Genomic DNA, 21,261 nt, shown 5'->3' on the forward strand with positions numbered 1-21,261 from the left:
CCAGTAGAATTGTCAAAAGTTGTCTCATTTTTGCAAAGGCAGTTATTCATAGAATTAAGCAGAATGGGATTTGCCATAATTAGGGGATGTATAGATGGAGGTACTGGTGTGAGACGCTTGTTGTTAATGCTACTCGCTGGTGTAATGTCGTGCTCTGTTCAAGCGGTTGAATATCAAAAGCCGGATGCCGACAGTAAATTAGTTGGCGTTATGGAGTACTACCAGGTCGTCAGAGGTGACAGTCTGCTGGATATTGCCAACAAATATAATATTGGCTTATTACAGTTGATGGCTGCTAATCCAGGCGTGGATCCATTTTTACCTACGCCGGGGTCACTGTTAACTGTTCCTATGCAACTGGTACTGCCTAATGCGAAGCGGCAGGGTATAGTGATTAATCTAGCTGAGCTTCGTTTGTACTATTTTCCCAAGGACAGCGAGAAAATGTACGTATTTCCTATCGGGATCGGTCGTGTAGGGCGTGAGACGCCTAAGATGACGACGAGTATCAGTCAAATGATTGAAAACCCGACTTGGACGCCGACAGCAAACATTCGAAAAGAATACCGTGAGAAACACAACATTGAGCTTCCAGGGGTTGTGCCGGCAGGCCCAGAAAACCCGCTAGGTGAGTACGCAATGCGTCTTTCATATGGTAGTGGCCAATACTTGATCCATGGAACCAATAAAGACTTTGGTATAGGTATGCGAGTAAGTTCAGGCTGTATCCGCATGAACCCATGGGATGTTGAATGGTTATTTACTCAAGTTGGTCGTGGTACTCGAGTGCAGATCATCAACCAACCGGTGAAGCATACGGTAGAGCCTGATGGCAGTGTGTATGTCGAAGTGCACGAACCACTATCGAGAAGTGAAAACCAAAAAGGTGAGTTTAAGACTGTTAAAGCACCTGATAGCCTTAAAGCTGAAGTGGCGGGAAGTGATGACGCTTACCAGAACCTTGAAGTTGCTTTGCTTAAGCAGTCTGGTGTACCTCAGAGATTGAATTAATCTCTTCTGAGATTCGATATTGATAAAAAGCCACCGCAAGGTGGCTTTTTGCTTATGGAGTGATGCAATACGAATTACAGCGCCTGGCCTAAAATAGGCGTGGCTAGCGAAGAAATCATCTCTGGTGAGGTGTTAAGTGTCTCGGCGATTTGAGGTAGCTTTCGGCCTGAACGAGATAACTTAAGTGCTTCACGCAAAAGGACACAAGCCTCAATTTCTTTTACTGAGAACCCAGTATAATTGGTGATCGCTTCTAGTGCTTTGTTGTCTGTGACCTTGTCACCTTTAAGCAGTGAAGTCATGCATAATTGATGGTGACCGTTCAAGGTTGGGCTGGTCGATTTGCTGTTTACTTTGAGCTTAGCAACCTGATCGGCCAATACTCGCAAAAGATTGCCGCTTTCGCCTTCTAGTGATACTTCATTACCCATTTTTAGCCATTTGTTGAGCTCTTTTGAAACTGCAGAAATAAGCGGTGTGATTCTAAAGAAACCCGCTTCACGACAGATAGGCATAGTTAGACGTGGTGAGAACTCAACCTTGTTATAAGTTGAGCCAGGCATGATAGTCACAGCGTGAAGACAGTCAAACGGGATAAAGAAACCGTTGCTGGCAGTCACTGTGTATTCGGCTTTGCCTAAACGAACAAATGCGCACCCTGAAGTCATGATAAGCATGTAGGCAGTATGACTTTTTTTCCTAGAGCCGACGTCTAAAAAAGTGTGTTGATGCAGTGAATAATCAATAGCCTGTTTCATAGTAAATCTCTAGCAAATTAGCTGACACATGTTGTGCGCTTTTATTGTAAGCGTCAACTGATCGCTTGATTTTAACAGATAAATGGTGGTTTTTTGGCAAGAAATGCTAGCAGTTAGGCAGACTTTGCTTCATCTAAAGGGTAAAGTGCTTGAATATAATACAGTTTAATCTGGTAGGACCTCCAACCATCATGTTGTTTGGGGTATGTCATTGGGTAAATCTAATAAATCTGCGTAAAATGTCGCAGTTTTTTCAACATATGAAGCATTACAGTGCAGTCTAATAACGATATCTACAAAGAAATTCGCCCGTATAATGACGATGAAGTCAGTGGGGCTATTACGCGTCTGGTAAACGATAAAGAATTCATAAATGCCATCCTTAACTACCGTTTCCCGCAATTATCAGGTGTGTTTGGGTGGCTGTTAACGCCGCTAATTAAACGATTCCTTATAAGTAAATGGTCGAACATCAAAACTGTCGATGATGTACAACGCCAAATAGCGAAGTATATGCATGCGACGATTGATCATTCATGTGACGGCGTCACCTTTAGTGGGTTGGATAACTTAGACCCTAACAAGTCCTATCTCTTTGTGTCGAATCACAGGGATATTGCCATGGATCCAGCCATGGTGAACTGGTGCCTTTTTAACAATGGGTTTAATACCGTTCGCATTGCAATCGGTGACAACCTGCTGAAAAAACCATGTGCCACTGAACTAATGCGACTGAATAAGAGTTTCATCGTTAAGCGCTCTGCCAAAGGGCCACGCGAGATGATGAAAGCATTAGGTTTGCTTTCAAGCTATATTTCGCACTCATTAGAGACAGGTAATTCGATCTGGATAGCGCAAAAGGAAGGTCGTGCGAAGGATGGTAACGATAAAACTGATCCTGCTATCTTGAAGATGTTTTACATGGACGGTCGTAAACAGAAGATTGATTTTTCTGAATATATGTCGCAGTTGAACATCGTACCGGTCGCTATCTCTTACGAAAACGATCCATGTGATGTCGCTAAAGCTAAAGAACTCTACCAGAAAGAAACTGAAGGTCGTTACGAGAAAGGTGAGTTTGAAGATATTGAGAGTATCATCCAGGGCATTGTTGGTCAGAAGCGACGTATTCACGTAAGTTTTGGTGGTGTGATTGGAACTGGCTTTGAAACACCAGAATCTTTGGCTGAAGAAATCGATCGCCAAATCACGACCAATTACCACCTTTTCCCAGCCAATTACATTGCTGCGGGCATGTCTGATAGTTCTGTGAACGAGGCTGAAATTGCTAGGTTTAACGAAAAGTTCGTTGATCTGCCAGAGGGCGTCATAGCCATTCTTAAGCAGATGTATGCAATACCCGCCCAGAAAAAGCAGAAGTAATTAAAAAAGCAGCCAACAGGCTGCTTTTTTAATGCCGAGAGAAATTCTTAGACTTAAGTCATTTGGGTATAGCGGCCTGAGTTAGAATTTCGCATCATTGGTTGGACTAAGTGTTCGCACTATCGATTTTGGTGACAAGACTTCGACACGGCGGTTGCGTTGCTTATCGACAGGACGGGTACCTGCGGTTAGTGGCTCTGTACTTCCTGCAGACACGATTTGGATTCTTTCTTCTTCGACCCCAAAAACAGATGATATATAAATCGCTACCGTAAATGCCCGCTCGTAAGATAGCCCGACATTATCGTCTTCATTGGTGAAATCATCGCCGTGCCCGACAACAATCACGTAGCTGTCAGGATGCTGGCGTAATCTAACGGCAATAGGGTCGAGGAGTAGCTGACCTTCAGGGGTTAAGTCGTAACTCTCCATATCAAAATAAACAGTGGTACGAAGTTCCGGTAATTCAGTTAGCAGAATTTGAGCATTAGGTACCACATTTTCACTAGTACTCGATTGTGTTGAGGGAGGGGGCGCGACGCTGTCACTACCATTGCCGCAACCTAAAGCAAAACTTACGAGCACAAAGACGAGTGCGCGAAGATATGAAGTGATAGACGATGCTAGTGTTTTCAAACCAACTAAACCTAATTCTAAAGTCATATATGTTAGGTTTAGCTGATTTGAAGCGAATCACAACTGCGAAAGTAAGATATCGAGGCTGATCAACGAGCTAAGGGGTTCGGTGTTCGGTAAGGAGGAACAGACATACGATCAGCCATGAAATCTATAAATGAGCGAACCTTAGGCGCGAGGTATTTTCGGCGGGGATACACAGCGTAAATTGGCAGCTCAACATCAGCTTTCCACTCTGGGAGTAACTGCACCAATTTACCAGTCTCAATTTCATCGGTGATCAGGTAAGTCGCAAGATATGCGATCCCAAGGCCTGACATTGCAGCATCAAGCACTGCAGGTGCATTATCAATACGGTAATTACCACGAGCACGGATTGATTGCCTAACACCATCTCTGGTGAACTCCCAGTTGATATATTTTCGCTCACGGCTTTGATAGGTAATACAGTTATGTTGGCGTAAATCCCCAGGTACTTTAGGCGCACCATGCTCTTTTATATATTCTGGGGAAGCCACTACTGCAAAGTGACAATCTGCAAGGCGGCGGGCAACCATCCCTTCGGGAGGATGTTCATGGATTGCGACCCAGCAATCAAAGCCTTCTTCGAGTAGGTTAGGGCGGTGATCAAAAAGACTCACCTCTAATTCCAACCCTGGATGTTCTTTTTGAAACTCGGCCAATGCAGAAGTGATGTGGGGGTTGCCGAATGACTGAGCGATACCAATTCGTAATACACCCTTAATTTCATTCCTATAACCTGCAACAAGCGCTTCAGCTTCATTTACCGTATCTAGTAGTTGTTGACCGTATTCAGCATATTGAAGGCCTATCTCGGTTAGAGCGACTGTGCGTGTACTGCGCTGTACAAGCTGACAACCGAGTCGCTCTTCCAAAAAGCGGATTTGCTTACTGACTTGAGATTTTGAAATCCCGAGGCGTTCTGCAGCCCTTGTAAAATTTTGCTCATGGCCGACAGTGGCAAGGATCACCATTTGTTGCAGATTTTCTAGCATAGCTCAGACCAACTTCATGTTAACAAAAGGATTATACCACTGAACGCTAATAGTGAGAATCACTGTAAAACTCATGTGACGATGGTCATTTAAGGTTTTGAACAGTTGGTCGTGAATAGAGATATAGATATCTATTTGACACATATGACTGGTGTGGATCGTTGAAATAATATCAAGGGTTTAAAAATCTAGATTATAAACACGATAAATCAATTGGTTATCACTTATTGTTTTCATGGGTGGATAATGGATTGCAAGAGTAAACGATACAGTTAATGTTATATGATCTTGAATCGACAGATTAAAGTTTAGGCAATTTTAGAATAATTAATGAAATAGATGGGTGAGATTAAATTGAACGATTTTATTCATTTAACGAGTGGCTATATTATCTGAACCTCATTAGGAGGTTTTATGTTCAAAGTAATGTGGCAGTTTTTTCTGCTAGGTCTTTATAGTTTCGGCGGCCCTGCTGCTCATATTGGCTATTTTCAACGAGAGTTCGTGCAGAACAAGAAGTGGCTGACCGATCAAGACTTTACCCAAGCCGTTGCCTTGTGTCAGTTCTTACCCGGACCGGCTAGTAGTCAGCTAGGAATGTTTGTTGGTTTTAAGAGAGCTGGCTATTTGGGGGCTCTAGCGGCATTTGTTGGATTCACATTTCCGTCATTCTTATTACTGACCTTTTTGGCAATTGGTAATCAGCAGTACAGCGATGTAGCGTTTATTGACACGGTTATCCAAGCCGCTAAGTTGTTAGCTGTTGTTGTGGTCGCTGATGCTATGTGGGGAATGGTAAAGAAAAATATCACCAGCAAACTAACAGCTGCTGTTGCAATCGCGACGGCGATTAGTGTTTTTGTCACTTCAGGTTTACTTGGCCAGATTGTTCCTATCTTACTGGCGGCTTGCTTGGGCTTTGTAATTTCACTTCAGAAGCAGCAGAACCTTGATGGTAAGGTGAGTCAACCAATAATAAAACCTCATCTAAGTATTGTCGGTGTTTTTGCCATTTTGCTCTTAGGTTTACCGTTGCTTGCTGGACAATCAGAACTACTTAACCTAATCAATGTTTTCTATCAAGCGGGTAGTTTTGTTTTTGGTGGGGGGCACGTTGTTCTTCCGCTCCTGGAGCCAATGATGGAAGGTATGGTTGAACCCGATACCTTCTTGAGTGCTTATGCGTCTGCGCAGTTAGTACCTGGGCCGATGTTCACCATGGCAAGTTACCTAGGTGCATCAACTATCGCAGATAGCCCGTTTATTGGTAGCCTACTAGCAACCATAGCGGTATTCTTGCCAGGAAGTTTGTTACTTTTTGCATTCCTGCCGGCATGGAGTGCATTGTTCAAACACCAACGCCTGCAAGAGTCGATTCTATTGGTCAACGCATGTGTTGTCGGCTTGCTGGGCAGTGCATTTATTCATCCAGTTGTTTCAACGTCGATAAGCTCTTTGTTTGATGTAATTGCAGTTCTTGTCGGCTTCTATCTGCTTAAGTATCGCAAAATTCCTGTTTGGGGGGTGATCATATTGTTGGTGGGTTACCAATCCATAATGTAAGCAAATAATAGTGATCTAAAGAATACACAGCTTTCGGGCTGTGTTGTTTTACCTTCTAACGCACTATAACTTTTAATCTGTAATTGAAAAACAAACATACATTACAGACAATATGGCCAAATAGGATGTTTAATGCTGATTAAGGTAAAGTTAAGAAACTGCTGATAAAGTAGCATCAAATAATTATTACGCATTGGTCAAGTTAACCATATGAAAAATCAAAGAAAAATAAGGCCAAATCTTACAAATTATGATGTTATAGAAATTCTTGAAAGGGAATTGCGCGAGGCTGAAAAGCGCATATTTAAGAAAACAATTTTAGCGGTAAGTGCTGGGGTTGTTTGCTTAATTCTGTTTATAACCATTTTCGTACGTTCAAACAGTACAATAATCAGGGATTACGCTGCTGAAGCAATGAGGAAATCATTCGAAGCAGAGCGAGCAGTACACATCATCGATGAAGCAGCCGGCACTCATTTTTTAGAGCAGGCAAAAGAGAGAAATTAAAAGGAGAGCACCAGAGAAAGGTGCTATTCTTTCTTTATATCTGTATCACCAATTCGTGATTTTTAATCAGTAATTCAGGGCGGGCCGTTTTGAGCATTGACTGCTTAAAGTCCTCATCACTTAACCGATAAACAGGCCTTGTCAGTAAATATTGCCCAACCATCTCAATAATTGGAGATAGCAATTGTTTACTTGGCAGATTTAGCTCATTCGGCTGAATGTCGATTTCTTCGACACTTAAATCATTAAGAAAAATAGCGCCTTCCTCTTTGTCGTAGTAGGGAATGGCACTAAAACTCACTTTAATTTGTAAATCCTGAGTGCTTTGGCCCTGGATCGAAATCTGTGCTTTTGAGTCTGCATCAAGGTTAACTCTATCACTTGAGACTCGTCCGATACCTACTTTTACATTTTCGAATTTAATGTTGGCATGAGCGAGCCCTTTAATACCAACTGTTCTTTCAAAGCCACTTCTATCATCAAGGTAATCCTGAATCTCCCGCTCAGTGACACTGTAACTCGCACACGAAGATAAAATCAGTGATAGAAATAGGGCATAGATGATTTTCACAATAGAGCCTCACACCTTTATAGTATCCATAAAAGCGTATCAGAGAGTGATTGTATCAAATGTGCATAACCGAGATTATCCTCGGCTATGTCTTCGCTTAGAAGCAAGTTTTGAACTGGTGCTTGTATAATTTATTCAACTGCTTATGGTACTTAGCACCTTTCTGGGATGTATAACCACTGCGCATTTCTTTCTGAATTGACTCAATTTTTTTAGTCACTTTCTTGCACTCTTTGCTTTTCTTAGATGCAGAGTGAGCAAATCCGCCATAACATAAAATGATTAAAGAGATAACTAATAAAGTTTTTGATTTCATATAGCCAACAGATTAAGTTCTAAAGTTGTTGACACTATATGGTAAGGATAACATCGTTAAAATGTTTGGTTTTAATGACTAGGCGTTGAGTCGAAGAAATGTGAAATGATTTTACTGACGATTACAAATAAATAAGCCCTCTGTAAGGAGGGCCTATAAGCCTCGGTAGGGCTATGCTGTTTCTGCAAATAGTAACTCTAAGTCGTAATTTTCACGACTTAGCGTATTTTTAAGCTTTTTCAGTGAGCTGACTTGAAGTTGTCGAATACGTTCGCGTGTTAGGCCTACTTCATCAGCAACTTGCTGAAGTGTTTGTGCTTCATAGCCTAACAGCCCGAAACGGCGGCATAGGATCTCTCTATCTCGTTCGTTTAAGCTTTCTAGCATTGCTATTGCAAGCTTGCTGATGTCTTGTTTATCAAGTTCGTTCTCTGGTTTTACTCCGTCATCATCGGCAATAAATGCTGAGATGGTTTGAGAACCTGAATCATCAGAAATTTGTTGGTCGATAGAAACGACAGGGGCATCATAGGCAAGCACGTTTGAAATATCTTCAACGGAGCGCTCTAGTTTTGCCGCTATCTCTTCTTGGCTTGGTTCCTGATTCGTCGTTTTCATCAACTGCTTGTGAGTACGTAGAATCGTGTTGATTTCTTTAGATACATGAACAGGTAGTCGGATAGTTCGTGCCTGGTTGTGGATAGAACGCTCTATGGTTTGCTTAATCCACCATGTCGCATAGGTAGAAAAGCGGAACCCACGTTCTGGGTCAAACTTCTCAACCGCAGTGATTAAACCGATATTTCCTTCATCGATGAGATCACTTAGTGACATGCCGCTATTACGGTACTTTTTGGCAATGCTGACAACGAGGCGCAGGTTACTTTCAATCATTGTTGCCTTAGCAAATGTATCGCCTCGGAGGCATTTTCTGCTGTAAAGAATCTCTTCTTCTTTGGTCAGTAAAGGTTTGTGCGCGATTTCTTGTAGATACAGATGAATAACATCAGCATCGAAACCATTATTTAGTTCTTGTGATTTGATATCCATATCTTACCCCTAACAATGACAACCCAAAATGTTATGTGTTTGTTTTAATTTGTTACATCTACACACTAACATGAACAGTATGCATATGCCATTGAGGTATGCTGAGTTTTGATATAAAAGCAAGAATATGTCGCGTTATTCTATTGACAAAGTGTTTTCCTTTGCTAATGAAATACCTTAAGGTTAAAACCTCCAAGGCGAAAACTTAGATCAGAACATATACTGACTATTGTCCAATTAATCAGTATGTTGTGCACATATAGTTGACGTTGTTAGCCCCTTTGTTCATAAAATATATCGTAAATATAACTCACTTAAGTCTTTCAAAATGTCTCAGAGAGGTCAGTATGGAACTGAAAACAAACCTGGTGTCAGGAGTCGTTTTGAGTATACATAACAGCCAAGTTATGATGTTAATGTTAAAACGAAACTATGATGAATACTGGTGTAATGTCGCAGGTAAAATCGAGCCAGGAGAAAAGGCACCTCAAGCTTTCTTACGTGAGCTTTCTGAAGAAACTCAACTTTATGCATCTGAGCTTTATAACGCCGACTATATACAACAATTCTATTATCCAAAAACCGATCAAATCATCATGGCGATTGGATTTGTTGTCTTTTGCACATCCGAGCTAGAGGTTATGTTGAACCATGAACATACTGAATACCGTTGGTGTTCATTAGAAGAGGCCATAACTTTGGCACCGTTTCCCAACCAGCAGCAATTCTACAGACATGTGTGGAAGCACTTTGTAAATGCAGTGCCATCACCACAACTTAAAATAGTTCTCTAGAATGACTCAAGATTTTGACCGTCACTCCGTGCCATTTGATTAGTCATCAGCGCAAGTGGATGTCCAAGGGATAATTTTCAATCGTTCGAATGGGATAGGGTTGCCGGACTTATCGCTGACTCCATAGGTTCCATGTTCCATATGTGATAAGGCTCTTTCTATCAATGACAAGGTTTCAGTGTACTGTTCCACAAGCCCCATTGCTCGGTCAGCTTCTTCTCGAATATTTGCTGCAGCAGCAACATCTGTCACTGAGCAGTCTTCCTTCTTCGCGATAACTTGGTTAAGTTTGATGATCTCATCTTTAAAGTGAGACTTTTTTGAGAGTAAGTCTTCATGCAGTTGCATCAGTTTATCATCATCAAGCTCAGAGTCGGGATGGAAGGCAATACCCATATGCTAATCCTTTATTCATTAATTAAGTTTACAATGAATGTAGCGTGTATATGTAAGTATAGATTTTTATAATTGAAACGAAAAAAGGTAGCCGTAGCTACCTTTCTGAATTTTTTGAGAGCATGAATTATGCTTTTTTAAGGTCTTGTGCAGGGTAAGTCAGTGTCATGCCATCAACTTTAACATGAATGTAGAAGCCGCCACTGCTAATGCCAGTAACAACCATCTCACCTAGCTCAATACCTTTAGTTGCAACTACACGATCTTCTTCAGCAAACATTATAACACCTTGTTTATTAACAATAAGATTGAATTATCTATGGCGCTATTAAAGCAGAGTACCTATGTTTCAACTAATCGATTTTCTACTTGTGATGATAAGATTATTTGATGAAGATGAGATGTATGGCCGATGATTAATTAAACACATAGACAACACAATGGCACTATGCGTGAATGGACCTACAATAAGAAATTCACACTTAATAGTCGCTAAGACAAATCAAATATGATTCGTAGGCGTCGTATAGCTTGTCTTCTAGTAACGTGGCTATGGTTTCAGTGTGTAATAGCGTTTCGTTTTGTTCCGTGACTTTGCCAGCGAGCACAGGGTTATCAATGGTAATGAGAATCTTGTCATCCACTACTTGTGATTCCAGCTTAGCGGTGAATGATTCATTACCTGTACTCAGTTTTATGCTGGAATTAAAAGATAAAGCCCAGGACTGAGTTAAGTCAGAAATATAGATGAACGGTTGGTTTTGTGACGGAACAAAAAATAGCTCACTCGCACAAATTTTTGATGCCTCATACGCGGTATAAGAATCACCAATGATCGTTTTTGAAATAGGCTTTACTGGCGTTGTTTGCAGACTCGCGCCAGCATAAGCCGAAATTGAGGAAACGATAATGGTTACAATGGTTAACTTATTCATTGAGTACCTTGGTAAGCAAATAAACCGCTTGAGGATGTGGGCTCGATAACCTCAAATAGTCGATGATAAACAGTTGAATTGTAGATATAAAAAAAGCCATTTCATATCCTACGAAATGTGCTTTGGGCTACTGATCACAACTATTGTAGTTTGAACCAGTATCTTCAACTCATCCTAACAATCAGCGGTTGTAGAGTAGGGAAGTCATGATGAGAGCCTGTTACGAGCAGTTAAGGCACATGAATCCGTACTGGATGAGTTTTAGAAGATATTAGAATAGCATGAAAAACGTATCCTCAAGCTTGAATGACTGAATGATAAAACCGATGTAAATTGATAACTACCACATTTTATCTTTATTAAACATGATATTATCGAGTTAAAATGCATAGGGTTTTATAATAGCACTCATATATTCACGTGGATAATAATGAACAATAAATCATTCAAATATGGCATTGTAGCAATGTCGGTAGCTTTGATAGCAGGATGCCAAACAACGGTAAGTAGCGCGGATAACCTTTACAACCAGTATAGAGCGAAGCCAAATAATAAAGCATTTGCTATCGGGACAAATAACGTAGCAGGCGCAGCTTGGGGGTCACCAACAACATCCGAAGCAGTAGCGCTTGCGAAGAAGACTTGTGTTGATTCAGGTGGTAATAATTGCAGTGTAACAGAAGTTAATGGTAATCCAGTTTCTACACAAGCAGAGGCATCGACGGTCAACAATTTTAATATTGTTTCACAAGGTACTGTTTATAGAGCCAATACTTATAAAAAAGGGTCTGGTTTTTTTGTCAATCACGTTAACATCTTAACAACAAGTGACATGATCGATGATTGTGCAAAAATTAATTATGAGCGCTCAGGTCAATTACTTGAAACAACAGTTGTCCGTGTAGATAAACGTAACAATATTGCTGTACTTAAAGCACTAACACCAAACGAATCTTACGCGACAATTAGCTTGAATAAGCAAACCATTCAAGGTGATCGTGCTTATACCTATGGCTATGTTCTTTCAGATGTTGTGAATGCTAAGACACCAACATACCAAGGCAAAATCACTGACGGCATCATTAGCTCTGCATCAGGAAGCAAGAATGATGTAAGAATTATGAAAACCACAAATTCGGTTGATCAAGGTAACGTTGGTGGCCCGGTAATTGCCGAGAATGGCGCCGTCATTGGACTGGTTACAGATGACATTAAGAAAGAGTCTATTAAATCTTCGATGTTTACAATTTTCCTAAATGAATCAAGCATTGACTACAAAACGACTTCAGATAAGAAATCTCTACCACCTTCGAAGATTGCCGAGAAGAGTAAGCAATTTTCTGTACCGTTAGTTTGTCTGAATCAAGCCTAAGATATTATGCCCGCAATCGCGGGCTTTTTTACGCCTGAACAAAAAAGGCTAGGGAGCTGATGCGCTGCGCCGGGCAATGAGTTTTTCCCTTGCTTTGCGACAAGCTTTTTTGTCTTTGGGTACGGTCTCTTGTTGAGGCTGCCTAAAGCGGCGTACTGCGACCTTCGAACCAGTCATGGGGGGAACCGTCGATTTGAATCAGCTCTCCCAAACAATCACGCCGGTGACGAGGTTGATAAACTCGCGGCTTGCGTTTGGTATGGGGAACCCAAAGACCATCAGCGATCATCCATTGGCGTAAGGTCTCCAATGAAATTGAATTCCATGATGCTCGCTGAGTTTTTCGTGGGCTAACGTTGGACCAAAGTCAGGGTATCTCAGATTGAGCAAACTCAAACAACGGTGTACCTGACGAACGCTGAGTGAAAGGATACGTGCAGCATCGGAACGACGAATACGGTGTTCACACACATCGCGGATAGCACTCAGGCGTAAAATCTCTTTATCATTCATGGTTACCAACATCTTCAGTTCATCTCACACAGATCAGACAGGGTCTGATCAACATAGGAAAAACAGGACATTTTCACTTTGTAGAAAAGAGACACTTTAGCTTTGTGGCTACATCAATCTTTCAATCTTCTGTTAGTGCGCATTATGTATAGTAAGGTTAAGTTGCTAAAGCATTTCTATACAGCACTTTTCTCACTTAACGCATTGATGAAACGAGGGTTTTCATATATGTCTTTTAACAATTCATGAACAACTTTTTGATCATCAATTTCAAGTAAATCAGCAACTTGGAAAGCAATATCCCAATCCATGTGAGACTTCCTTTTCATCCAATTACTGACTCTGGCTGTACTTACGCCCAATTTCTTAGCAAGTTGGTAGTCTGAGCCCAGTTTATACCTAGCTTTCACCATGTTAAGCAATTCAATTGTGTAAGTCATAAGTAACGCTTTTTTAACCCTTAATTTGTTAAATAATAGGCGAACATAATGTCATTTCCCACAGCAACAGCCTGTTGTCAGTAACAAGAAATTACTAGTAACCTATTCCCACGAAATGCAATTACTTGCTTATAGGGATACTAGCAAATGGATACTTCAACTTTAACAACTCGCAACCCAATACATCGACCCTGTCCAGATATGGCAGGGTGCATTGACCCAAAACCTGAGCTGACAAAACGATCACTCGATACGGTTCGTCAACTTCGAGAGAAGTTTGGCTTCAAAACCTCCAAACAACGCGCCACTGAGCAGAGACAGTACCTCAAACAACTAGCCGTCTTTCAACACAACCGTGATTTGATGGCAGGAGGTGCAAGATGATTACTAAAGAAAAGGCCATGAAAACTTGTGCCGAGATATTGAAGAAGGCCCGTAAACAATCCGGTATGAGTCAGTCTAATTTTATTAAGCATTACAAACTGAATATTAAACAAGGAACATATTCACGTTGGGAAAACGGTACTTATAAAATTCCTGCTTATGTCCTGTTACGTATTGGGGCTATTCAGCCCGTTGATTTGAGTGATGGGGGTGAGAAATGAAACCTATTAGCCTAGATAATGCCGTAATTCTGGATACTGAAACCACTGGCCTTAACGACTTTGCCGAAATCGTTGAGCTATCGGTGATGGACGCTAAAACAGGTCAACCGTTGTTAGATACATTGGTGATGCCAGCCCAGCTAGTACCCGGCGAAGCAATGGCAATCCATGGCATTACTAACCGTATGTTGGTTGGCGCGTCTACGTTCCCAATTGTATATAAGCAATTAGCTCAAGCCATCAAAGGGCGTGATGTTCTGATTTATAACGCCGCTTTTGATGTTCGCCTAATCCGCCAAAGCCTCAATCGTTATGGCATAGATTTACTGCCATTTAAAACCCAATGCGTAATGGAGTGGTATGCAGAGTTCTTTGGGGAGTGGAATGAATACCACGGTAACTACAAATGGCAAAGTCTGACAAACGCCGCAGTTCAACAAGGCATTGATATTTCAGACTTGAAAGCCCACCGAGCAATGGCAGATTGTGAAATTACACGCAGGTTATTACTTGCAGTTAATGAGCAGCTCGGAGGCAAACATGACTAATTTAAACCTAATCCCTAAGCAAGTAGCCAAAGCCCCCAAGTTGGGGGCGGCGGTTTCTTCTATGCCGTTGCACGAAGTTGCAATCCCATTGGATAAACCTGTAACTGCCGACTTCATGTCTAAACACGCTCTTGTTGAGTGGCAGCATTCTATGAAGATGGTGAAGCACCATCGACGCTTGGGCGATAAAGAAGGAGCTGCATTCTTTCTTAATGATGCTGCCGAGTTTCGCCGCATTTATGTAGCGTTCCGGCGAGCTGTCAATGATATGGGAGGGCTTTGATGCTCCCCATAAACGATCTCTTGTATGTGGCTGGCGCCGTCCAGCCACATGACATTACCCAAAAGAACATTGCCAGCCATGAAGCTGGTTTTTTTGGTTCCAATTCTGCCGAGTGGTTAAAACACGAGCAGCAAAAACTTAATCAGTTTGCCCAACTTCACTATGTGCGCACTAAAGGTTTCGCCAAGCAAGGGCGTGAATTATACGCTGAACACACCCGCGAAGCGGCGGCACGAAGTGACGGAGACAATAGGCTTGTCCAAGGGCGCAAAAGTCCGACACACCCGAAAGTGGTTAATTTATCCAGCCGTGTGGGCAGGCTACGCAAGGCACAGCGCCGTGATATCGAATTGGTTAGCACCGAGTCCCACTACAACCATGAGCGCCTGTATGATCTTCCTGATGCGCCTTCGGACAAGCGATTATCAACCGTCCGGCTGATGCACCGTGAATGGTCGGGCAGCTACCGCATTTTGCACCATACCCAAACCCGTCCGGGCGATGCACCAGACCCACAAAGCGGGGAGCGCTATACAGAAAAATTAACCCAGCGTGCCGTCACTAAAATTTTTGAGTCAGGCGCTTATGTTGCCGCATGCGAGGGCGGATTTACCACGTTCCTGACCCTAACTTTCACCATGGAACAACGCAACGCTATCTTTGGTGGTGAAACCACGTTAGGCCGTGAAGTCTCACGCTTTCTTGATGGCATCAAAAAGATGTTCCAGCGTGGCTGGCAAGGGATTGATGCCGACGGTGAACAGTTCGAGCTCGACGGCATTGAAGAGCCATTCCATTACATATGGGTGGCCGAGTGCCCGGCCAATGAACACGGTGAACCCAACCCGCATGTTCATCTCATTATGAACTGGCAGGTTGATAAACAACATTTTCAAGCCTGGTCCGAACGGTTAGAGGGGATTTGGGGGAATGGGTTCGCCCACTTGGAGCGAATCCGCCAACCCAAAGCGGCCGGCTCTTACATTATTAAGGCCGTAGGCTATGCCGCCAAAGGCGAGAACGCCGACCAAGGGCTTATCAAAGGCAACCGCTATAACATTGCCCGTTGTAGCCGGGCTCCCGGTTGGGATTGCTTGGCAAATTTTGAAGCCCACAACATGGCCGCGATCATCAAAGAGTGTGGCTATCGGTTGGAACATTGGAAAAAGCCACTGCAGCGCAGTCTTTACCGCCTCGAAAAGAAAAAAGAGCAGGCTATCAAGGCCAAAGCCATTGCGAAAAAAGCCAAACGGCCCAAGGCAGCAATCCAAAAGCTGACTGCCTTAATTGCCCGGCTTGAAGGCCAGCAACAAGCCATAAATAACCAAATCAAAGACCGCGGTATCCATGCCAGCACTAAGAACCGTTTTTGTCTGTCGTTCGAAGGCGAAGAGGCCGAAGACAAAGCCTATGACTTTCTGCTTTGGGCGGCAGGTGCGCGTGGCTGGTCGATGCAATCAACAGACGATGACCCCGATTATCACCAAAACGTATCCGAGGCCCGAGCAACTGCCCAACGAGAGTACCGCCAACAGTACCAGCGCTTTTTGCTCAAACAGGCTTATTGGAAATCCGTCTTGAATGACCCGCTTGCTCCAAACAGGGAAGAACCAACCGAACTTGAACTATCAGCCGCTAAAGCTGATCTCGAGTGGTACCAAAATCAGCAACTAGCCGCGTAAAGGACGTTAACAAATGGAAGAACTGAACCAAATCACTGACCAGCTTAAAGGCGAAGTAAACAAGGCGGCGAAAAACCCGTTCGCTAGCAAAATCATGTCTCCGCTTCGTTTGGTGCTGGTCTGGATGAATGGCGTAAATCAAAAACTCATGGAACTAGAGCAAAGGGGGAAACATGGCTGAATCAATGCCCGTTCGTGCGTCGGCCAACAAAGTAGAAGGAGTTAATCGGTGTGAGTGCGGCAATGTCCGCACCATCCACCGGGCGAGGGGCAAACGCTCCAAGTACCTGTATGCGATTTGTGACGACTGCGGCACCAACCAGCAAACCGGAAAATATTGGCAGTCTCGCTTTGAGCAGCATTACCCAAGTATTGAAGCGCTGCACCAAGCCGAACAAGCCGCGCCAGTTGTGGAATCGGAAGGCGAACCCGAGCCGAATATCGAACCGGAACAAACCGAGCTTGATGCCGAAATACTGCAAGCAGTAATCGAGGCTGAACCACAACCAAGCCAAACCGAATCCGAACCAGATACCCAACCGGATGCAAAACCGTCCGGTTGGAAGTCAGTGATTGCGGGGGTTGTGCTTGGCGCGCTTACTGGCGGCATGATTGCCCGCTTTTAACCTAAACAAACCGAGAGATATAGTATGGATACCGAAAACCTAGCCGCCAATGATGACGAGCTAAATACTGATGTAGGTCTGGAAAGCCACAACGAGCAAGACGAGAAAGATTTCATCAACAGCTTAGATGATGACTTTGATCCAACCGCCGCCGATACCCAAGTACAGCAGCAGGAAATTGAAACGCAAGCCGCTGGCGCGATGGTCTTTGTCGGCTTGATGACCATCGAGCAGACCATGAAAACCATGGTTCACCCACGGTTTGAATTTGACCCAAAGCAGGCCGAAAGCGTAGCCGAAAAGATTGCACCGCTAATAGTAAAATACGGCGGCAATCCTCCACCGTGGCTGGCGAAGTACATGGATGAAATCATGGCCGTGGCCGCGATTGGGATGCTTTCGCTTTCCAGTTACATGCAGGTGCGAACCCTCAAGGCCGAAGATATCGAACTGGCTAAAAAGGCTAAGAAAGCGGCCAATGATGACCAACAGCAGGAGGCCGCTTGAAACTACAACCTATCAACCAAAACAATGCGCTGAGTAATCATCATGTCTATGTGGTTGGTATGTCTGGCTGCGGGAAAACCTCCGCAGCCAAAAAGCTGTTTATCAAACCGACCGACCAAGTTGCCATCTTTGACCCACTTGGCGACTACGAAGGCGAACTGGCCGGGCGCAAGGTTCGCAGCTACGCCACATTGAAAGCCTTTGCTGCTGCGCTGATTGCTGGGCGTAAAACCAACCAGGGTTTCAAGATTGCGTACTATCCAAAGCATGAAACCACTGAGGAAGATTTCGACAAATTCTGCATGGTGGTGTGGGGCGTGGGGAACGGCAAGCACAAGAAACCACTAAAGGTGATCTGCGAAGAAGTAGCCGAACATACTAGCACCGCAGGCAAGGCGACGGGCTACCACGGCAAAATCTTGAGGCTAGGGCGCAAGTTTGGCCTGCATTCCATCAACATGTTTCAGCGTGGGCAGGAAGTCTCGAAAACCATCATTGATAACTGCCAATTCGCGTGTGTGATGATGCAAAAAGCCGATGATAGTGCGAGGTACTTGCAACAGAAAACGGGGATACCGGCGAATGAGATAGTTAGTCTAGAAAAGCTTGAGTATGTGCTTCAGGACGGAAAGAAGTGGGAGAAAAATACAATTCGGTGGTAATAAACCACAACCTGTATCATTCCTTATAAGTGATAAATTAGATAGCGATATGTTGAAAAATTCAATATATCGAGCTGTTTGGGCTCTAGATTTACTTCATGTACTACTAATGGCTTGTATTTATGGTATAACTCATTCGGATAGAAATTAAGGCTTTGGATAAAAAATGAACAATCACGATATTCCTGTATCTGTTTCTACTAATGGGTTAGAAGTTATTGCGTCAGGCTTGGTGCACCTTACTACTCCTGATGTCTCCTTTAAAGTTGGAGACTTAGATATTCGCTTTATATTTCAGAATGATAAAGGTGAAGGGCGATATGAGGGTAAAGTTGAAAATGGTATATTAACCATCAACTTATTTAACTTTAGTAGTGCGATAGGAGAGGGTAACCCTGTTCCTCTTTCTATAGCAACAATCAAAGGTCGTGAGTTATTTGTTACATATTATGTTAACACATTTAATAATGGGCCGTTGCGAGAATTTCACTATACATTCATGTTAGGGGGCACAAGTGAGTGAGGAGCAGACAAAATTCACATTTGAGCAACCTGATATAAAACCTTTATCGACAAAAAAGGATGTTCAAGTAACTGATCGCCCGCTTGTTGGCAAAATCGCGAACCAAATTGGCACAGGCCAAAATGCTAAAGATTCATTCATTTGGATGACAATAACGTGGAGTTTTTATATTTCTACTGGCCTGTCGCTTGCTTTTTTCTTTCGCTCCTTGCTACCCGGTTTTGACGGTGTTGAAACGCTTGAAAGTATAAAAAATATTTGGTCAATTTTTACGCCAATTATAACTTTAGCCCTTGGTTACGCTTTTGGTAAAGGGCAGTAAAGCCCAAAACAGCCAAGCGTGACGCATTACACTAAGCTGTTTAGGTTTGTCTTGGTGATTTCATCGTGGCAAATTTTATAGTGGCAATAGTTTAAAACCAATCACATTTTTAAAAGCCCGCTAACCTATAGCCTTAGCGGGCTTTTTTGTGCTTGCCTTAAAACCAAATCGCTTGCTTTCCTGTTGGGGAACTTTTGTTAACCAACAGAGAGCAAACATCATGAGTGCAAAAACTAAGGGCTATGTGATCACTGGCGTGATCGCGTTAATGGTCGCTGGCGCGGTTGTCTGGGCATCGAATAACGTTGATGCCGTCGAAGACGCAATCGGGTAAGGGGCGCATTATGGAATTAGTGCAAACCCCATTCGCGCCACGTCCCAAAGAGCTAGACCCGGTAGAGGGTGTAGGTTGGGGCAACCGTGCATCGCTGCGTCTGGTATCTGGCCCGACGTATCACAGCATTGAGCTGGTTACGGATATTACTGATCCAACCGACATCGAACGAGTTGAAGTGTCGTTGAATGGTTCGGCCAAAATCAATGTAACAGGCGAAACGCTGGTTAAACTGCAAGCCCACCGCAAGAACTACGCCCAAGATGGGCGCTATGTCATTTCCTTTGGTGATGCCACGCTGCGCACCAAAATTGGTGTACGCCAAACCGACCTTGTCACCTTGGGTGGCGAAATTTGGTTTGTGTATATCACCCTCAAGTCAAAACCAGCCGGAACCACACCGCCAAGTATCCGCGCCCGTGCCCATGTGCTGCCTGCACAATCGGTGCGTTACTACATGCCGCGTATTTACGAGCTAACGTGGTTTGCCTCGGCAACAGGCCGCACCCCTTTTGATTTCTCCGAGCGAAGCCCGGCACTGAACCTCAAGCGCATTCATTTCCTTGATGACTCGGTTGAACGCGTTCGCGTTTTGCGTGACAGCTTCGAAGAAATGAACGTCACCAAAGAAGATAACGCCTACGACTTAGCGCAGGCCAAGAAAGAGCAAAACCCTGAGTGGTTCAGCCTCGACTTCATCCGTTATGGCTTTGGTGCTGACGGCATGTTGAATACTGCCGCCCGCAGCCAGCTCGCTTTCGAACTGGATAAATCCGCCGTTGGTAGTGTGCCGGTAATTGTTGAAGCCGTCGAACAGGTGAACGCATTGCCATCCAAAGGCTAAGGGGGCGCGATGAGTCTACTCGATACAGTCGGTGAAACACTGGGCGGGATTTGGGATACCGCCAGCGATGGTGGCGAAGCCTGGTTAAATTCTTGGTTCGATAACGAGGCTGAAAAAGTCTCGTCAGCCGCACCGGAAGAAAACCGCACGCCGCAGCACAAAGAGCCAGCCCAACAACCAACCGGGCAGCCGATCTATACCATGATGCCGGGCAATACCTCGATGATGATCATGGGCGGAAGCATTGCCTTGCTGGCTCTGGTCATGCTGCTAAGGGGAAAATGATGCCGTTTCTATTTTGGCCTCTATTGGCAGGCACCGTCGGCTATATCTCCGGGTTATTTACCGGGGAAAAAGTCGGGCGCACCGTGCGCATATTGGCGGCGGTGATCATGGGGCTGTGGCTTTATGACATTGTGATGGGGAAGAAAGCATGATGAATATTCCCGGTCTAACCAATTCCGGCAGTATGCCGATTAACGCGGGCGGCGGCGCAGCGGGTCCATCAGGCGTTCATAGCCAAAATGAATCCGCCTTGCGTGTTGGGGGGATCAGTATGGGCGGTGGTTCGCTGCCTATCTGGCTGCTATTCGCTATTGGGGCAACCGCTTTGTGGCTGCTTATCAAAGGAGGTCGGTAATGTACTTTCGATTGATACGCCCATCAGCACCCGATTTTCTTGCCCACCTTGACCAAATCAAGCCTGCATTTGCGGGCTCTGATACACCGAAGGCGGAATTTGACGAGGTGAAATCCATGGTTCGTGCCAAGGAAGTCAGCTTTTACCTGTTGACGGGTAAAGGGGTCAAGCTGTGGTTTATCAGCCGTGTGCAGGATGGCCGCTATCACATCATTGCCATGACTGGCCGAGGGTTGGGAGAAGCAGCAAGCCATATCATCGAGCGTGTTGCAGCCTGTGGCTATGCGGCAATCACCTATCACACCTACCGCAAGGGAATGCGGCGGATATTGGATAAGTTTGGTTTCAAGCAGGTTGAACAGGTCAGGGAGTTCAACGGCACGCAGGAAACCGTCCATCAACTTGATATTGAGGGAGCATAGGG

At 44.0% G+C, this 21,261-nt stretch carries 30 protein-coding genes and 2 pseudogenes; 21 read left to right on the top strand and 11 right to left on the bottom strand.

Going from position 1 to position 21,261, the window contains the following annotated elements:
• The first annotated feature begins 108 nt into the window (after positions 1-108).
• The gene (locus R2X38_RS00545; RefSeq protein ID WP_317520034.1) at positions 109-1,011 is read left to right on the top strand and encodes a L,D-transpeptidase family protein; all 903 of its coding nucleotides are present in this window, start codon (positions 109-111) and stop codon (positions 1,009-1,011) included.
• A gap of 74 nt (positions 1,012-1,085) precedes the next feature.
• Here R2X38_RS00545 and R2X38_RS00550 read toward each other — a convergent pair whose 3' ends face one another.
• Positions 1,086-1,769: a hypothetical protein gene (locus R2X38_RS00550; protein WP_317520035.1), complete on the bottom strand. Its 684-nt coding sequence runs from the start codon at positions 1,767-1,769 to the stop codon at positions 1,086-1,088.
• A 273-nt stretch (positions 1,770-2,042) separates the two neighbouring features.
• Between R2X38_RS00550 and R2X38_RS00555 the strand changes: the two genes are divergently transcribed.
• Entirely contained in the window at positions 2,043-3,152 is a 1,110-nt protein-coding gene (locus tag R2X38_RS00555; RefSeq protein WP_317520037.1) for a 1-acyl-sn-glycerol-3-phosphate acyltransferase, read from the top strand.
• A gap of 81 nt (positions 3,153-3,233) precedes the next feature.
• Here the strand turns inward: R2X38_RS00555 and R2X38_RS00560 are convergent, their stop codons facing one another.
• Positions 3,234-3,650, bottom strand: coding sequence for an OmpA family protein (locus tag R2X38_RS00560; RefSeq protein ID WP_317520039.1), 417 nt, complete (start codon positions 3,648-3,650; stop codon positions 3,234-3,236).
• A 227-nt stretch (positions 3,651-3,877) separates the two neighbouring features.
• Positions 3,878-4,804, bottom strand: coding sequence for a LysR family transcriptional regulator (locus R2X38_RS00565; RefSeq protein WP_317520040.1), 927 nt, complete (start codon positions 4,802-4,804; stop codon positions 3,878-3,880).
• 414 nt (positions 4,805-5,218) lie between these two features.
• Here R2X38_RS00565 and chrA point away from each other — a divergent pair, with 414 nt between their 5' ends.
• Both chrA and R2X38_RS00575 read left to right on the top strand, forming a co-directional pair.
• The gene (gene chrA / locus R2X38_RS00570) at positions 5,219-6,367 is read left to right on the top strand and encodes a chromate efflux transporter (RefSeq protein ID WP_317520041.1); all 1,149 of its coding nucleotides are present in this window, start codon (positions 5,219-5,221) and stop codon (positions 6,365-6,367) included.
• A gap of 210 nt (positions 6,368-6,577) precedes the next feature.
• Positions 6,578-6,874: a hypothetical protein gene (locus R2X38_RS00575; protein WP_317520042.1), complete on the top strand. Its 297-nt coding sequence runs from the start codon at positions 6,578-6,580 to the stop codon at positions 6,872-6,874.
• A gap of 34 nt (positions 6,875-6,908) precedes the next feature.
• On the opposite strand, the gene R2X38_RS00580 is transcribed toward R2X38_RS00575, so the two are convergent.
• Both R2X38_RS00580 and rpoS read right to left on the bottom strand, forming a co-directional pair.
• The gene (locus R2X38_RS00580) at positions 6,909-7,445 is read right to left on the bottom strand and encodes a DUF1439 domain-containing protein (RefSeq protein ID WP_317520043.1); all 537 of its coding nucleotides are present in this window, start codon (positions 7,443-7,445) and stop codon (positions 6,909-6,911) included.
• Positions 7,446-7,932: 487 nt separating this feature from the next.
• Positions 7,933-8,811 carry an RNA polymerase sigma factor RpoS gene (rpoS, locus tag R2X38_RS00585; protein WP_317520044.1) on the bottom strand — a complete coding sequence of 293 codons (879 nt, stop codon included), beginning with the start codon at positions 8,809-8,811 and terminating at the stop codon, positions 7,933-7,935.
• A 347-nt stretch (positions 8,812-9,158) separates the two neighbouring features.
• Between rpoS and R2X38_RS00590 the strand changes: the two genes are divergently transcribed.
• Complete coding sequence (locus R2X38_RS00590) at positions 9,159-9,605, top strand: NUDIX hydrolase (RefSeq protein WP_317520045.1); 447 nt, start codon at positions 9,159-9,161, stop codon at positions 9,603-9,605.
• A 39-nt stretch (positions 9,606-9,644) separates the two neighbouring features.
• On the opposite strand, the gene R2X38_RS00595 is transcribed toward R2X38_RS00590, so the two are convergent.
• The 3 genes from R2X38_RS00595 to R2X38_RS00605 form a co-directional block, all read right to left on the bottom strand.
• On the bottom strand, positions 9,645-10,001 hold the full coding sequence (locus R2X38_RS00595) for a hypothetical protein (protein WP_317520046.1): 357 nt from the start codon (positions 9,999-10,001) through the stop codon (positions 9,645-9,647).
• Between the two features lie 127 nt (positions 10,002-10,128).
• A complete protein-coding gene (locus R2X38_RS00600) occupies positions 10,129-10,281 on the bottom strand; it encodes a hypothetical protein (RefSeq protein WP_170114874.1) in 153 nt (50 codons plus the stop codon).
• Positions 10,282-10,483: 202 nt separating this feature from the next.
• The gene (locus tag R2X38_RS00605) at positions 10,484-10,936 is read right to left on the bottom strand and encodes a hypothetical protein (RefSeq protein ID WP_317520048.1); all 453 of its coding nucleotides are present in this window, start codon (positions 10,934-10,936) and stop codon (positions 10,484-10,486) included.
• A 430-nt stretch (positions 10,937-11,366) separates the two neighbouring features.
• Here R2X38_RS00605 and R2X38_RS00610 point away from each other — a divergent pair, with 430 nt between their 5' ends.
• Entirely contained in the window at positions 11,367-12,308 is a 942-nt protein-coding gene (locus tag R2X38_RS00610; protein ID WP_317520049.1) for a trypsin-like peptidase domain-containing protein, read from the top strand.
• 154 nt (positions 12,309-12,462) lie between these two features.
• On the opposite strand, the pseudogene R2X38_RS00615 reads toward R2X38_RS00610, so the two are convergent.
• The 3 genes and pseudogenes from R2X38_RS00615 to R2X38_RS26765 form a co-directional block, all read right to left on the bottom strand.
• Positions 12,463-12,821, bottom strand: a pseudogene (locus R2X38_RS00615) (ISNCY family transposase); the annotation flags it as partial.
• A gap of 176 nt (positions 12,822-12,997) precedes the next feature.
• The gene (locus tag R2X38_RS00620; RefSeq protein WP_317520050.1) at positions 12,998-13,132 is read right to left on the bottom strand and encodes a hypothetical protein; all 135 of its coding nucleotides are present in this window, start codon (positions 13,130-13,132) and stop codon (positions 12,998-13,000) included.
• Positions 13,133-13,147: 15 nt separating this feature from the next.
• A pseudogene (locus tag R2X38_RS26765) lies at positions 13,148-13,261 on the bottom strand (transcriptional regulator); the annotation flags it as partial.
• Positions 13,262-13,641: 380 nt separating this feature from the next.
• Between R2X38_RS26765 and R2X38_RS00625 the strand changes: the two are divergent.
• The 15 genes from R2X38_RS00625 (at position 13,642) to R2X38_RS00695 (ending at position 21,259) form a co-directional block, all read left to right on the top strand.
• Complete coding sequence (locus R2X38_RS00625) at positions 13,642-13,866, top strand: helix-turn-helix transcriptional regulator (protein WP_317520051.1); 225 nt, start codon at positions 13,642-13,644, stop codon at positions 13,864-13,866.
• Positions 13,863-14,414, top strand: a complete 552-nt coding sequence (locus R2X38_RS00630; RefSeq protein WP_317520052.1) for a 3'-5' exonuclease — start codon at positions 13,863-13,865, stop codon at positions 14,412-14,414. Before R2X38_RS00625 ends, R2X38_RS00630 begins: the two co-directional genes overlap by 4 nt.
• On the top strand, positions 14,407-14,697 hold the full coding sequence (locus tag R2X38_RS00635) for a hypothetical protein (protein ID WP_317520053.1): 291 nt from the start codon (positions 14,407-14,409) through the stop codon (positions 14,695-14,697). Before R2X38_RS00630 ends, R2X38_RS00635 begins: the two co-directional genes overlap by 8 nt.
• A complete protein-coding gene (locus R2X38_RS00640; protein WP_317520055.1) occupies positions 14,697-16,379 on the top strand; it encodes a hypothetical protein in 1,683 nt (560 codons plus the stop codon). Before R2X38_RS00635 ends, R2X38_RS00640 begins: the two co-directional genes overlap by 1 nt.
• A 13-nt stretch (positions 16,380-16,392) precedes the next feature.
• Positions 16,393-16,560 carry a hypothetical protein gene (locus tag R2X38_RS00645; RefSeq protein WP_317520056.1) on the top strand — a complete coding sequence of 56 codons (168 nt, stop codon included), beginning with the start codon at positions 16,393-16,395 and terminating at the stop codon, positions 16,558-16,560.
• Entirely contained in the window at positions 16,553-17,005 is a 453-nt protein-coding gene (locus tag R2X38_RS00650; RefSeq protein WP_317520058.1) for a hypothetical protein, read from the top strand. The genes R2X38_RS00645 and R2X38_RS00650 overlap by 8 nt, the downstream gene beginning before the upstream one ends.
• Before the next feature lie 24 nt (positions 17,006-17,029).
• Entirely contained in the window at positions 17,030-17,512 is a 483-nt protein-coding gene (locus R2X38_RS00655; RefSeq protein ID WP_317520059.1) for a hypothetical protein, read from the top strand.
• Between the two features lie 59 nt (positions 17,513-17,571).
• The gene (locus tag R2X38_RS00660) at positions 17,572-18,174 is read left to right on the top strand and encodes an ATP-binding protein (protein WP_317520879.1); all 603 of its coding nucleotides are present in this window, start codon (positions 17,572-17,574) and stop codon (positions 18,172-18,174) included.
• Positions 18,175-18,340: 166 nt separating this feature from the next.
• A complete protein-coding gene (locus R2X38_RS00665) occupies positions 18,341-18,697 on the top strand; it encodes a DUF6864 domain-containing function (RefSeq protein ID WP_317520060.1) in 357 nt (118 codons plus the stop codon).
• Positions 18,690-19,019 carry a hypothetical protein gene (locus R2X38_RS00670; RefSeq protein WP_317520061.1) on the top strand — a complete coding sequence of 110 codons (330 nt, stop codon included), beginning with the start codon at positions 18,690-18,692 and terminating at the stop codon, positions 19,017-19,019. Before R2X38_RS00665 ends, R2X38_RS00670 begins: the two co-directional genes overlap by 8 nt.
• Positions 19,020-19,363: 344 nt before the next feature.
• Positions 19,364-20,197 (top strand): major capsid protein P2, encoded by an 834-nt coding sequence (locus R2X38_RS00675; RefSeq protein WP_317520062.1) that lies wholly within the window; start codon positions 19,364-19,366, stop codon positions 20,195-20,197.
• Between the two features lie 9 nt (positions 20,198-20,206).
• Positions 20,207-20,482 (top strand): hypothetical protein, encoded by a 276-nt coding sequence (locus R2X38_RS00680; RefSeq protein WP_317520063.1) that lies wholly within the window; start codon positions 20,207-20,209, stop codon positions 20,480-20,482.
• Positions 20,482-20,634 carry a hypothetical protein gene (locus R2X38_RS00685; RefSeq protein ID WP_317520064.1) on the top strand — a complete coding sequence of 51 codons (153 nt, stop codon included), beginning with the start codon at positions 20,482-20,484 and terminating at the stop codon, positions 20,632-20,634. The genes R2X38_RS00680 and R2X38_RS00685 overlap by 1 nt, the downstream gene beginning before the upstream one ends.
• Positions 20,631-20,837, top strand: a complete 207-nt coding sequence (locus R2X38_RS00690) for a hypothetical protein (protein ID WP_317520065.1) — start codon at positions 20,631-20,633, stop codon at positions 20,835-20,837. Before R2X38_RS00685 ends, R2X38_RS00690 begins: the two co-directional genes overlap by 4 nt.
• The gene (locus tag R2X38_RS00695; protein WP_317520066.1) at positions 20,837-21,259 is read left to right on the top strand and encodes a hypothetical protein; all 423 of its coding nucleotides are present in this window, start codon (positions 20,837-20,839) and stop codon (positions 21,257-21,259) included. The genes R2X38_RS00690 and R2X38_RS00695 overlap by 1 nt, the downstream gene beginning before the upstream one ends.
• The last annotated feature ends 2 nt before the right edge of the window (positions 21,260-21,261 follow it).

It is taken from the genome of Photobacterium rosenbergii (assembly GCF_033022775.1).
Taxonomy (GTDB): Bacteria; Pseudomonadota; Gammaproteobacteria; order Enterobacterales; family Vibrionaceae; genus Photobacterium; species Photobacterium rosenbergii_A.